Consider the following 11,617-nt stretch of genomic DNA (forward strand, 5'->3'; position numbering starts at 1 on the left):
TTCGTTTTGTTGGGTTCATGATGCAAAGGCCAAAGTCAGCGGACGTTCGTCATTCTGAATAGCAAGGCCCTACTCCAGCACCCTTAACCGTGGCCGCCGCCAATGCGCCGCCGGATCAATCATCACCTCTTGCAGCGCCCAGACCAGCGCATCGACCCGATCGGGGCTACCGCTGCCATCAAACCCGCGTGCGCTCATCAGGCACATCTGGTCCTCAAGCGCATCCAAGCCCCGCGCATGAAACACCCGCCCCTGCTCATACAAGGCCGCCACCGGTTCGGCGCGCGCCACCTTGCCACGGCTGGCGCGCACCCCGCGATACGACACCATCGGATCAATCTGGCGCACGACCGATTCCACAAGATCACCGCCCTGATTGACCTCGGCCACCAAACGGGACGCACCATGCCGCTGCATCGCCGCCACGGCCGCGCGCGCCCATTCACTGGGGGAGGCCGCCGAAACGGTCGCATCCTCGATCACATAGGCGCGCCAGTCCTGCGGTGGCCCCTGCGTCACAGCGCCCACGACCACGATGCCGCAGGCATCCGACCCCTTATGCCCCGTAACAGGCGGGTCCACCGCCACGACAATCCGGTCCATCACAGGCAACCCATCCACCTGCGCGGCCTGCAACGCGGCCGATGTCCACAGCGCGCCCTCGGCCTCGGCCAGCAATACACCGTCCAGTTCCTGACGACCCAGCCGCGTGCCGGCATAGCGCGCCTGCACTTCTTCCAGGAAACTATCCGCCAGATAGGCGCGGTTCGCCTCGGTCGGCGCATGGGTGCTGACCGTGCTGGCACGCGCCAGCAAATCACGCAGCACGCCCACATTGCGCGGCGTTGTCGTCACGCAAGCGCGCGGATGATCCCCTAACCGCAAGCCGAACTGCAACATATCCCACGCCTCCTCGGCGCGCTTCCATTTGGCCAGTTCATCGGCCCAGACCGCATCAAACTGCGGCCCGCGTAAACTTTCGGGGTCATGAGCGGAATATATCCGCGCCTCGGCCCCGTTGGGCCAGACCAGCATCCGCCGTCCGGCAATCCATTCGGGACGGCGATCGGGTGGCGAACAGGCCAAAATCCCGCTCTCACCAAACACCATCACCTCGCGGGTCTGTTCAATCGTTTCCCCGATGAGGGCGACGCGCCGCGCCGCCCCCTTGTCTTGTGGCCGCGATCCTTCGACCATTGATCTGACCCATTCGGCACCGGCACGGGTTTTACCCGCACCACGTCCACCCAAAATCACCCATGTCCGCCAGTCCCCAACGGGCGGCACTTGGTGGTCCAATGCCCAAAACTCGAACAAATACGGCAGCGCCAGCAGCTCTGCCTCACTCAACGCTTCCAGAAAGTCCCTCTGCGCCGCAACAGGTGCTGAGGCGACCAAGGCGGCACCCGATCTGATGTCGGATGGCGTCAAAGTCGATCTCGTCAGGGCGTGTCCCGTCTCCATAGGCGTGTTCATATTTCAGCTCCAACTCTGAAAGACGCCCCATTTGTTTTTCCAACTCGCCCAGCTTGCCGTGCAAATTGTGCAGTTCGCTCATGTCGCCGTCTTCAAGGCGTTTAAGCATCTTGGTAAGCGTCGTATTGATACTGCGATAAAGCTGCCTAGCCTCCTCGACACGTTCAGCAGCAGTTCTTGCGTCGGCCTCGGGGCCGGCGGTGTTTTCAGTCATGTGATGATGATCCCTATTGGGGAATCCGCCACGCGAGCGAAACGCAAAACGGCCCTTGGGGGATTACCCAAAGGCCGCGTTATGCTTCTTCTAGCATGGCACAAGTTCTACACGGGACCGTGCGATCTGTCAATTGCAAGCGCGCCCTAAGCGCCCGCAATCATTACGTTTTGTTAACGCCAGCCTACTCTGCTGCCGCCGCCTCAAGGGCGCGATAAAGGGCCACGTTGGCGTTGTGTTCATCCAGCGTCACCGCAAAATTGTGCCCGTCCGCAGGGTTCAAGGTCTTGGCAACAAAGAAGATGTAATCGGTTTCTTCGGGGTTCATCACCGCCTCGATGCTTGCCCGCCCCGGATTGGCGATCGGGGTTGGTGGCAGACCATTGATGACATAGGTGTTATAGGGTGTCTCGGCGCGCAGCTCGCTTTGGCGCAAGCCGCGGCCCAAAATGCCTTCGCCATTGGTAATGCCGTAAATCACCGTCGGGTCGGTCTGCAACGGCATCCCCTGCAACAAGCGGTTTTCAAACACGCTGGCCACGGTGCCAACCTCGTCATAGCCGCCGGTTTCCTTCTCGACAATAGATGCCAGAATCAACGCCTCCTCTGGAGTTTCCAACGGCAACCCATCCACGCGATTGGCCCAGGCCTCGGCCAGAAACGCAGCCTGCGCCGCAATCATCTTCTCCAGAATCTCGGTCACATCATCGCCCGGCGCAAATTCATAACTGTCCGGCGCAAGCGACCCTTCGGCGGGCGTTTCGCCAATCTCGCCGGTCAGCACATCAATGCCATTCAGCGCCATCATCGCCTGCCAGCTGGTCACACCCTCGGCCAGAACCACACGATACTGGGTATCCCCCGCCTCGCGGACCGTGGCAAAAACGCTTGGTATTTCCTCACCCGCAGGGTCAAACTCGGCCAGTTCAACATAGCGGTTGGTTGCAGGATCAAGCTCGCGGATTTGCACCTGATTGCGCACAACACCGATGCGATAGACCACTTCGGTGCCGCAAGTGCTGCGCCCCGTCCCCGTCACGATACCCACGATATCTTCCATCGAGGCACCTTCCGGCACCAGAAAACTCCCCGCCTTCAACTGCGATGTGCGCTCGGAATAATCCGATCCCATGCGAAAAATCGCCGGTGACTTGATCGCACCCTGCTCGGCAAGCGTTTCACTGACGCGGCGCATGTTCGACCCGTCCGCGACATTGAGGCAAATCGCCTGATCAAGCGGCCCTTCAGCGGAATACTCGTTCATCCCCCAAAGAATGACGCCGCCCACAAGGAACAGCGCCACTATCAGAAACGTCAGCCCGTTGGCCGCGATATGCTTCCACATCTAACGGACTTTCCCGAACAGCACGCTGGCATTGGTGCCGCCAAACCCGAAACTGTTGGACAGGGCCACGTTGATCTCGCGCTCAACTTTTTTGTTGGGGGCCAGATCAACCTTCGTTTCAACGGCAGGGTTGTCCAGATTGATCGTTGGCGGGGCCACCTGATCACGGATCGCAAGGATCGCAAAAATCCCCTCAATCGCGCCAGCCGCGCCCAGCAAGTGCCCCGTCATCGACTTGGTCGACGACATCGTGACCTTGCCCGCGTGATCCCCCATCATCCGCTCGACCGCGCCCAATTCGATGGTATCGGCCATCGTGCTGGTGCCATGAGCGTTGATGTAATCCAGATCCTTGGGTTCCAACCCCGCATCCTCAAGTGCCGCGCGCATTGACCGCTCGCCGCCCTCGCCATCTTCCGATGGGGCGGTGATGTGATAGGCATCACCCGACATGCCATAGCCCAGCACCTCGGCGTAAATCTTGGCACCGCGCGCCTTGGCGTGTTCATATTCTTCCAACACGACCATACCCGCACCCTCGCCCATGACAAACCCGTCACGATCCGCGTCATAGGGGCGGCTTGCGGCCTTGGGATCATCGGCGCGTTTGGTGGATAGCGCCTTGCAGGCGTTGAACCCGGCAATGCCAATCTCGCAAATCGTCGCTTCGGCCCCGCCGGCAATCATCACATCGGCCGCGCCGTATTTGATGATCCGCGCGGCATCGCCCATGGCATGCGCCCCCGTGGAACAGGCCGTGACAACCGCGTGGTTTGGGCCCTTGAACCCGTATTTGATGGCGATCTGGCCGGAGATCAGGTTGATCAAGGCACCGGGAACAAAGAACGGCGACACGCGGCGCGGCCCCTTTTCCTTCATCATGACAGCGGTTTGCGCGATGGAATTCAGCCCGCCAATACCCGATCCTGCCAACACGCCCGTGCGATTGAACTGTTCCTCGGTTTCCGGCGCCCAGCCGGAATCCTCGACGGCCTGCTGCGCCGCAGCCATGCCATAAAGAATGAACGTATCTACCTTGCGCTGCTCCTTGGGCTCCATGTATTTGGCCGCGTCAAACGTGCCATCGCTGCCATCGCCATGCTTGACCTCGCAGGCATATGTGGTCGCAAACCCTTCGGGATCGAACTGCGTGATCGGACCGGCACCGGACTGGCCATCCAGAATACGTTTCCAGCTTTCTTCAACACCATCAGCCAATGGTGTGACCAATCCCAATCCCGTGACGACTACTCGGCGCATATTCTGCCCTTACCTTCTGGGTTTCATTGGCCCCGTGATACCGCAGGCGACTGCCAATGGGCAAGGGCAAGGGCACGGCGGATTCCTGCCCTTTACATACAAAAACGGCGCCCGATTGGACGCCGTTCCCGCAATTGTGTCTGCGAAAGCTTAGGACGCTTCAGAGATAAACTTGACCGCATCACCGAACGACTGAATTGTTTCGGCGGCATCATCAGGGATTTCGATCCCGAATTCTTCTTCAAAGGCCATGACCAGTTCAACGGTATCAAGGCTGTCCGCCCCCAGGTCGTCGATGAACGAGGCGTTTTCAACAACCTTGTCTTCTTCCACACCCAAGTGCTCAACTACGATTTTGCGCACACGATCTGCAACGTCGCTCATGTTTATTCCTTACATAGTGCTGGGCTTGCGCCCGTTTTGCGTTGCCCCGCAGGGCGGCTCTTGTACCCCGGCGTTGGGGCGAAACCGACTGCGCGCATGCGCGCCTTCCGGCAAATCTGCGCCCCCTTTAGCAGAGATTTCCGCCAAGGCAAACGCTTTCAATTCCCCGCTTGGGGTCATCACAACATGGCCATACCGCCATTCACATGCAAGGTCGCACCGGTGACATAACCCGCCTGCGGACTTGCCAGATAGAGTGCAGCCGCAGCAATTTCTTCTGGCGTCCCCATACGGCCCGCAGGGATTTGCACGTTGATTTTGTCTTTCTGCTCGTTCGTCAGCGCATCCGTCATTGCCGTCGCAATAAAGCCCGGCGCAATGCAATTTACAGTGATCCCGCGGCTGGCAACCTCGTAAGCTATAGATTTGCTCATTCCGACCATACCTGCCTTGGAGGCCGCGTAATTGGCCTGCCCCGGATTACCCGTAGTCCCAACGATGGACGAAATGTTGATAATCCGGCCCCAACGCGCCTTCATCATGCCGCGCATGACACCACGACACAGACGCATGGTGCTGGTCAGGTTTACCTCGATCACCTGCGCCCATTCTTCGTCCGACATGCGCATGAACAGATTATCGCGAGTGATTCCGGCGTTATTCACCAGCACATCAACCGATCCCATCGCTTCAATCGCCTGCTTGGGTAGGTTGGTCACGGCCTCGGCATCACTCAAATTGCACGACAGCACATGCGCCCGTTCACCCAGTTCCGCAGCCAAAGCCTCGAGCGGTTCAACCCGCGTGCCGCTTAGGCCCACCGTTGCGCCAGCCCCGTGCAACGCCTTAGCGATCTCGCCACCAATACCGCCAGACGCCCCTGTCACCAGCGCATTTTTTCCTGTCAAATCAAACATATGGTTTTCTTTCTTCATTCTCTACATTAAGCAAGCGCGGCGGCTGCTGCCACATCTTCGGGCCCACCTACGGCGCGGGTTTCAATGTCGCGGTTGATCCGCTTGATCATGCCGGACAGCGCCTTGCCCGCTCCGATCTCCCAGGCCTCGGTCACGCCCTGTGTGCCCATCCACATGACACTCTCGCGCCAGCGCACAGACCCGGTGACCTGTTCAACCAGCAATGCGCGGATCGTGTCCACATCGCTCACCGCTTCGGCGCGCACATTGGCAACAAGCGGCACCTTGGGCGCGGCAATCGCAACATCTGCCAAAGCCTGCGCCATCACATCAGCGGCAGGGGCCATCAGGGCCGAATGGAACGGCGCGCTGACGGGTAGCAGCAGGGCCCGCTTGGCACCCTTTTCCTTGGCGATGACCAGTGCGCGCTCAACAGCAGCCTTGTGGCCCGACACAACAACCTGCGACGGATCGTTATCATTGGCCGCCTGACAGACCTCGCCCTGTGCGGCTTCCTCGGCCACCGCCTTGGCTGTCTCGAAATCCAAGCCCAGTAGCGCCGCCATGGCGCCAACACCAACCGGCACCGCGTCCTGCATCGCCTTGCCACGTATCCGCAGCAGGCGGGCGGTATCCGCAATACTCAGGGCACCAGCCGCCGCCAGTGCGGAGTATTCGCCCAGCGAATGCCCCGCCACAAACGACGCCGCCGCGATCGTCACGCCTTCGGCCTCAAGCGCGCGCATCGCGGCCAGTGATGTGGCCATCAATGCAGGTTGGGCGTTGGCTGTCAGGGTCAGATCGGCAATGTCGCCCTCCCATATCAGCGTGGACAGCTTTTCGCCCAGCGCCTCGTCAACTTCGTCAAACACCGCGCGCGCGGCAGGATAGGCATCGGCCAATGCCTTGCCCATGCCGATGGTCTGCGCACCCTGCCCCGGAAATACAAATGCCCGCATCGCGGCCTCTCCCTTTTTGTTTTGTGAATACCTAGCCTGCCCGCGCCCACAGCACAAGAAAGTGCGCAGATGCACAGACCCGCACGCATGATCGCCGATTGCGCCAGCGTTCGGCGCAGGGTTCATTGGGGCAAATCAAAGGATACGCCATGCCCGCCACAAACACCGCCACCCGCTACGGATCTGTCACCAAGGGTTTTCACTGGCTTACCGCCTTGCTGATCGTCACCGTGATTCCCCTTGGGATATTCGCCCATGACGCGCCCTTTGCCACCGATGCGGAACTGTCGCGCAAGGCACTGCTGTTCTCGCTGCACAAAACCGTGGGCGTGACGATCTTTTTCACTGCCCTTGCGCGGATCGTCTGGGCGCTGACCCAGACCAAACCCGCGGGCCTGCATCCCGAACGGCGCGCCGAAACCTTTCTGGCGGACACCGTCCACTGGCTGCTTTATGCCTCGCTGGTGCTGGTGCCGCTGACAGGCTGGATTCACCACGCCGCCAGCACTGGTTTCGCACCGATCTTCTGGCCCTTCGGCCAGTCCCTGCCCTTTGTGCCCAAGGATGAATCCCTGTCCGCAACCTTTGCGACTTTGCATTTCCTGTTTGAACGGGTCATGGTGCTGTCGATCGTCCTGCATGTCGCGGGCGCATTGAAACACCACCTTGTCGACAAGGACGTCACCTTGCTGCGCATGTGGTTCGGGACCACCACAGGGGGAATGGCCGGTCCCAAACACGGGCTCTTGCCACTCCTTGGGGCGGCCGGCGTCTATGCCATCGCGTTGGGGATCGGCACATCACTGGGCTTTTTCGCCCCGCACAACGATGAACCTGCGCCCACAGCCCTGACCCAAGTCGCATCCGATTGGACAGTTCAGGACGGCACCCTCTCCATCACCGTCACCCAGTTTGGCAGCCCCGTCACGGGAACATTTGCCGACTGGACCGCCGCGATCACCTTTGACGAATCCGCCACGCAAGACGCGGGTGAGGTCACAGTCACCATTGCCATCAATTCGCTGACACTTGGATCCGTCACCGATCAGGCGATGGGCGCGGATTTCTTTGATGCGGCCACACACCCCACCGCGACATTCACCGCACCGATCACGCGAAACGCCGAAGCCTACAGCGCCAACGGCACGCTGACCCTGAAAGGGGCCAGCGCCCCTGTCGCCCTACCCTTCGCGCTGGTGCTGGAGGATGACACCGCAACCATGACGGCCGCCATAACGCTGGACCGGCGCACCTTTGGGATCGGTGACAACATGCCCGAGGAAAACAACCTTGGCTTTGCCGTTGATGTGAATATCGCGCTGACAGCCACGCGCACCACTCAATAAAAAAAGGGCCGCGCGATCTTCACCGCGCGGCCCCATTCGTGCAGGTGACGGGCTTACTCCGCCTTCATGGCCTCGATGGAAATCATCACGCTGACTTCATCGCCCACGAACGGTGCAAAGGCCCCGACATTGAAATCCGAACGCAGCAGCGTTGTCGTCGCATCAAAGCCCGCCCAGGGCTTTTCCGCCATCGGATGATTTCCCGCCTGGTTCAACACGGCGTCCAGCACGACCGATTTGGTCACACCATTCAGCGTCAGATCACCGGTGATCAGCGCGGTGTTGTCGCCCGTGACCTCGATCCCTGTGGATGTGAACGTCACCATCTCCTCGGCATCCGCGCCAAAGAAATCGCCTGACATAAAGTGCTCAAACCGCGCTTCCCAGCCTGTCATCATGCTGGTGACGGGCATGGACACCGTGACCGAGGACGCGGCAGGATCTTCGGCGTCAAAGGCGATCTCGCCCGCGAAACCGGAAAACATCCCGTAAGTCGTGGAATAGCCAAGGTGGTCATAGCTGAACACGATCTGGCTGTGGCTGGAATCCAGAACATAGGCTTCGGGAGCGGCCAGCGCGGGTGTCGCGAACATTGCTGTGGCAAGGGCGGCCGGGGCAATAAACTTGGAGATCATATCTGTGGTCCTTCGGGTTGGTTGAATTTCCAGACACCTACTGTGCCCGCGCGCCCGGACAAACTCCGCAAATCCGAACAGACCCTGTTCAAAAACAAAAGGGGCGGCCACCGGCCACCCCTTTGCAGTGGATGATGCAGCACTGAACTGAGTGCTGTTCAGGGCAACACGATGATAAATATCCACCTCCTGAAGATTTTTTCGAGAGGAGGATGCGACGATTGTCGGCTGTGCGGACTTTGCTGCCGTTGCCAAACGTCAATAAGCAGGGCGGTCGGCGGCCCGTGGGTTGGCGATAAGTCGGTGCCGCTATGGCGCTTGATGGTGGCCAAGCACATCTTCCGGACCGGCATCGCGCGCGGTTGGCAAAATCGCCGACCCGTGGGGACGGGCCGACGATCGCCCGGCGGCTGCGCCTTGATTCCGGGCGGGTCTGCCTCCCAAAGCAAGCGTCAGTTGGGGCTCGAAGCGGCCATTGCCGCTCCGAACCCCCTGCGGAGTCTAACATGCATCATTTACCGCAAGGGGCTGGCGGCCACTGGCCACCCCCTTGTTTCCAAAATGTCGATGCGATCAGGCAGCCGATGCAAATGTCGGCACGGCCTTGGGGTGATGATCAGGGCGCACCTCGTTGGTGATGATCAAATCACGGCCCAAACGGTTGCGCAGCGCGTCCAGTTCGTGCGTGGCGCCTGTGACGACTTCAATCGTTTCAGGCGAATTGCGATAGGCCATCAGCAGGCGGCTTTGGGTCACGCCACGGTCTAGATAGACCGCGCCGATTGCATCGAACCCGTAACGACCCACAAGGTTGCTGCGGCCAGCACGGTTGCGCACAACTTCGCGCACCTCGCCAAGGGCGGTATCAACCTGGATTTCGACCTGCGTGCCGCGGCTGGCAAAATTCAGCAGCATCAGAGACAGGCCCGCCATGACGATGGACGCGATCAGTTTCATGGTCACGACATCACCACCAAAAGCGGCACCTGGCATGATCCACAGGCCCAAGGCCGAAATCGCAAAGACCACAGCCATGAACCACGCAGCACCCTGCATGATCAATACACGGGTCGGCGTGCGGGTTGTCGGTTTGATGATATAACCCCAGTAGGTTTCGTCGACACTCACGGCATTGCGCGACGATGGCGCGCGGCCCACTTTCATGTCGGAACGGTCAAAAGCGTCAAAGCTTGGCATTGCAGTCATGTCTGTCACCCATCGTTTTTGCGTTGACCCTATGCTGGGTGGCAATCAGGGCAGAAACGGGGCAGACGCGCGGCGCCGAGAAGGTAATGTTTCGTTAAGGATTGGGCAAAGCAGGCCGCACATCACAACGCTTGCACCCGTCCCGCGCCCATGTATAAGGCCGCTACCTTTTGCAAAGTTTTATGAACTGCGCAGTCTCTCGTGGGTGGGGTGCAAAAGGATCACCCCCCGCCCTTTGAAATGCGCCGATATGAATGAATGGAGACCGCATGCCGCTGTATGAGCATGTTATGATTGCGCGTCAGGACCTGTCCAACACGCAAGCCGAAAGCCTGATCGAACACTTCGGAACCGTTCTTGCCGACAATGGCGGCAAATTGCTCGAGAACGAATACTGGGGCGTCAAAACGATGGCCTACAAGATCAACAAGAACCGCAAGGGCCACTATGCCTTCCTGCGCACCGATGCACCCGCAACGGCTATTCAGGAAATGGAGCGTCTGATGCGCCTGCATGACGATGTCATGCGTGTGCTGACCATCAAGGTCGATGCCCACGAAGAAGGCCCCAGCGTTCAGATGCAAAAGCGTGACGAACGTGGCGACCGCCGCGAACGCCGCTAAGTTAGATCAGGAAAGGACCATAACCCATGGCTACCAAACCATTTTTCCGTCGCCGTAAGTCTGATCCCTTTGAGGGCGATAACGCCCCCAAGATCGACTACAAAGACACACGCACCCTGCAGCGCTACATTTCCGAGCGTGGCAAGATCGTGCCGTCCCGCATCACCGCCGTTGGCGCCAAGAACCAGCGTGCGCTGGCCCGTGCCATCAAACGCGCACGGTTTCTTGCCCTGCTGCCCTACGCCGTGAAGTAAGGAGAAAGCACATGCAAATCATCCTACTTGAGCGCGTCGCGAAACTTGGCCAAATGGGCGAAGTCGTCTCGGTCAAAGAAGGTTACGCCCGTAACTTCCTTTTGCCCCAAGGCAAAGCCCTGCGCGTCAACGATGCCAACCTTGCCCGCTTTGAAGCCGAGAAGGCCCAGATGGAAGCGCGCAACCTTGAAACCAAGAAAGAGGCCGATGCGCTGGCTGCAAAACTGGACGGTGAAACCTTCATCGTGATTCGGTCTGCATCCGACGGCGGCAACCTCTACGGCTCTGTCACCACCCGTGACGCCGCCGAAGCCGCCACCGAGGCCGGTTTCTCGGTCGACAAGAAACAGGTCATCCTGCAAGGCGCGATCAAGGAACTGGGGCTGCACGCCGTCACCGTCTCGCTTCACCCCGAAGTCGAGTGCGAAATCCAGCTCAACGTGGCCCGTTCTGTGGAAGAAGCCGAACTGCAAGCCGCTGGTAAATCCATCGCCGAACTGGCCGCCGAAGAAGAAGCAGCCGCTGAATTTGAAATTCAGGAACTGTTCGACGATATCGGTGCCGCTGGCATGGAAGACTTTGGCGACGACGCCGCGGCCCCCGCGCCCGCAGCCGAAGACGAAGCCGCATCGGACGACGAAGACGCCTAGAGGCGCCACCGTCCCCAAGATCAAAGCCGCGCCATTACAGGCGCGGCTTTTTCTTTGGGCAATGTCCGATTTGAGCCCTAACGGGACATAGGCGCGCATGCGCCATGCCCGACCTCGGGAGGGGCTCGCGGTTTTGTAGTGGCCATAGTTTAAAAGTTAAACAAACGCTCCATGCACATCAGAAGTTGCAATATGCCCTCCCGTGGGGGAGGTCGGGCATGGCGCATGCGCGCCGGTTGCGATTGTTGTTTACAGTCGCGCAAACACGGGAATGTCCACTTCGTCTCGCAAACCAGCCATCTCCCCACTTGTGCGAAATCTGGCCGATCTGGCCGTGCCATGACAAAT

General features: G+C 59.7%; 13 protein-coding genes. 4 read left to right on the plus strand and 9 right to left on the minus strand.

All coding sequences use genetic code 11. The features are described from left to right. Window positions 1-69 precede the first annotated feature (69 nt). The 7 genes from SJY21_RS03790 to fabD all read right to left on the minus strand — a co-directional run bounded on the left by SJY21_RS03790 (window position 70) and on the right by fabD (window position 6,555). The gene (locus tag SJY21_RS03790; RefSeq protein ID WP_377513138.1) at window positions 70-1,416 is read right to left on the minus strand and encodes a DNA-packaging protein; all 1,347 of its coding nucleotides are present in this window, start codon (window positions 1,414-1,416) and stop codon (window positions 70-72) included. Next, window positions 1,343-1,690, minus strand: coding sequence for a hypothetical protein (locus tag SJY21_RS03795; RefSeq protein ID WP_377506409.1), 348 nt, complete (start codon window positions 1,688-1,690; stop codon window positions 1,343-1,345). Before SJY21_RS03795 ends, SJY21_RS03790 begins: the two co-directional genes overlap by 74 nt. A gap of 184 nt (window positions 1,691-1,874) precedes the next feature. Next, window positions 1,875-3,035: an endolytic transglycosylase MltG gene (gene mltG / locus SJY21_RS03800; protein WP_377506412.1), complete on the minus strand. Its 1,161-nt coding sequence runs from the start codon at window positions 3,033-3,035 to the stop codon at window positions 1,875-1,877. Then, entirely contained in the window at window positions 3,036-4,295 is a 1,260-nt protein-coding gene (fabF, locus tag SJY21_RS03805) for a beta-ketoacyl-ACP synthase II (RefSeq protein WP_377506415.1), read from the minus strand. It lies immediately after the preceding gene. A 150-nt stretch (window positions 4,296-4,445) separates the two neighbouring features. Beyond that, a complete protein-coding gene (locus SJY21_RS03810) occupies window positions 4,446-4,679 on the minus strand; it encodes an acyl carrier protein (protein WP_377506418.1) in 234 nt (77 codons plus the stop codon). A gap of 179 nt (window positions 4,680-4,858) precedes the next feature. Continuing rightward, on the minus strand, window positions 4,859-5,596 hold the full coding sequence (gene fabG / locus SJY21_RS03815; RefSeq protein ID WP_377506421.1) for a 3-oxoacyl-[acyl-carrier-protein] reductase: 738 nt from the start codon (window positions 5,594-5,596) through the stop codon (window positions 4,859-4,861). A 26-nt stretch (window positions 5,597-5,622) separates the two neighbouring features. Next, window positions 5,623-6,555 carry an ACP S-malonyltransferase gene (gene fabD, locus SJY21_RS03820; RefSeq protein WP_377506424.1) on the minus strand — a complete coding sequence of 311 codons (933 nt, stop codon included), beginning with the start codon at window positions 6,553-6,555 and terminating at the stop codon, window positions 5,623-5,625. Window positions 6,556-6,704: 149 nt separating this feature from the next. On the opposite strand from fabD, the gene SJY21_RS03825 reads away from it, so the two are divergent. Then, on the plus strand, window positions 6,705-7,901 hold the full coding sequence (locus SJY21_RS03825; RefSeq protein ID WP_377506427.1) for a cytochrome b/b6 domain-containing protein: 1,197 nt from the start codon (window positions 6,705-6,707) through the stop codon (window positions 7,899-7,901). Window positions 7,902-7,954: 53 nt separating this feature from the next. Here the strand turns inward: SJY21_RS03825 and SJY21_RS03830 are convergent, their stop codons facing one another. Together SJY21_RS03830 and SJY21_RS03835 are read right to left on the minus strand one after the other, a co-directional pair. After that, window positions 7,955-8,536, minus strand: a complete 582-nt coding sequence (locus tag SJY21_RS03830; RefSeq protein WP_377506430.1) for a YceI family protein — start codon at window positions 8,534-8,536, stop codon at window positions 7,955-7,957. Window positions 8,537-9,109: 573 nt separating this feature from the next. Next, on the minus strand, window positions 9,110-9,742 hold the full coding sequence (locus SJY21_RS03835) for a hypothetical protein (protein ID WP_377506433.1): 633 nt from the start codon (window positions 9,740-9,742) through the stop codon (window positions 9,110-9,112). Between the two features lie 269 nt (window positions 9,743-10,011). Here SJY21_RS03835 and rpsF point away from each other — a divergent pair, with 269 nt between their 5' ends. Genes rpsF through rplI form a run of 3 tightly spaced genes read left to right on the plus strand, consistent with a single transcriptional unit; the run spans window position 10,012 to window position 11,269 of the window. Continuing rightward, a complete protein-coding gene (gene rpsF / locus SJY21_RS03840) occupies window positions 10,012-10,365 on the plus strand; it encodes a 30S ribosomal protein S6 (protein WP_377513140.1) in 354 nt (117 codons plus the stop codon). 26 nt (window positions 10,366-10,391) lie between these two features. After that, the gene (rpsR, locus tag SJY21_RS03845) at window positions 10,392-10,619 is read left to right on the plus strand and encodes a 30S ribosomal protein S18 (protein WP_093993249.1); all 228 of its coding nucleotides are present in this window, start codon (window positions 10,392-10,394) and stop codon (window positions 10,617-10,619) included. Window positions 10,620-10,630: 11 nt separating this feature from the next. Further along, a complete protein-coding gene (gene rplI / locus SJY21_RS03850) occupies window positions 10,631-11,269 on the plus strand; it encodes a 50S ribosomal protein L9 (protein ID WP_377506437.1) in 639 nt (212 codons plus the stop codon). The last annotated feature ends 348 nt before the right edge of the window (window positions 11,270-11,617 follow it).

The sequence above is a fragment of the Octadecabacter sp. R77987 genome (assembly GCF_042466115.1).
Taxonomy (GTDB): domain Bacteria; phylum Pseudomonadota; class Alphaproteobacteria; order Rhodobacterales; family Rhodobacteraceae; genus SW4.

Coding starts and splice junctions, on each gene's coding strand:
- SJY21_RS03795 (WP_377506409.1), bottom strand. CDS start 1,690: ATGACTGAAAACACCGCCGGCCCCGAGGCCGACGCAAGAACTGCTGCT.
- mltG (WP_377506412.1), bottom strand. CDS start 3,035: ATGTGGAAGCATATCGCGGCCAACGGGCTGACGTTTCTGATAGTGGCG.
- fabF (WP_377506415.1), bottom strand. CDS start 4,295: ATGCGCCGAGTAGTCGTCACGGGATTGGGATTGGTCACACCATTGGCT.
- SJY21_RS03810 (WP_377506418.1), bottom strand. CDS start 4,679: ATGAGCGACGTTGCAGATCGTGTGCGCAAAATCGTAGTTGAGCACTTG.
- fabG (WP_377506421.1), bottom strand. CDS start 5,596: ATGTTTGATTTGACAGGAAAAAATGCGCTGGTGACAGGGGCGTCTGGC.
- fabD (WP_377506424.1), bottom strand. CDS start 6,555: ATGCGGGCATTTGTATTTCCGGGGCAGGGTGCGCAGACCATCGGCATG.
- SJY21_RS03825 (WP_377506427.1), top strand. CDS start 6,705: ATGCCCGCCACAAACACCGCCACCCGCTACGGATCTGTCACCAAGGGT.
- SJY21_RS03830 (WP_377506430.1), bottom strand. CDS start 8,536: ATGATCTCCAAGTTTATTGCCCCGGCCGCCCTTGCCACAGCAATGTTC.
- SJY21_RS03835 (WP_377506433.1), bottom strand. CDS start 9,742: ATGACTGCAATGCCAAGCTTTGACGCTTTTGACCGTTCCGACATGAAA.
- rpsF (WP_377513140.1), top strand. CDS start 10,012: ATGCCGCTGTATGAGCATGTTATGATTGCGCGTCAGGACCTGTCCAAC.
- rpsR (WP_093993249.1), top strand. CDS start 10,392: ATGGCTACCAAACCATTTTTCCGTCGCCGTAAGTCTGATCCCTTTGAG.
- rplI (WP_377506437.1), top strand. CDS start 10,631: ATGCAAATCATCCTACTTGAGCGCGTCGCGAAACTTGGCCAAATGGGC.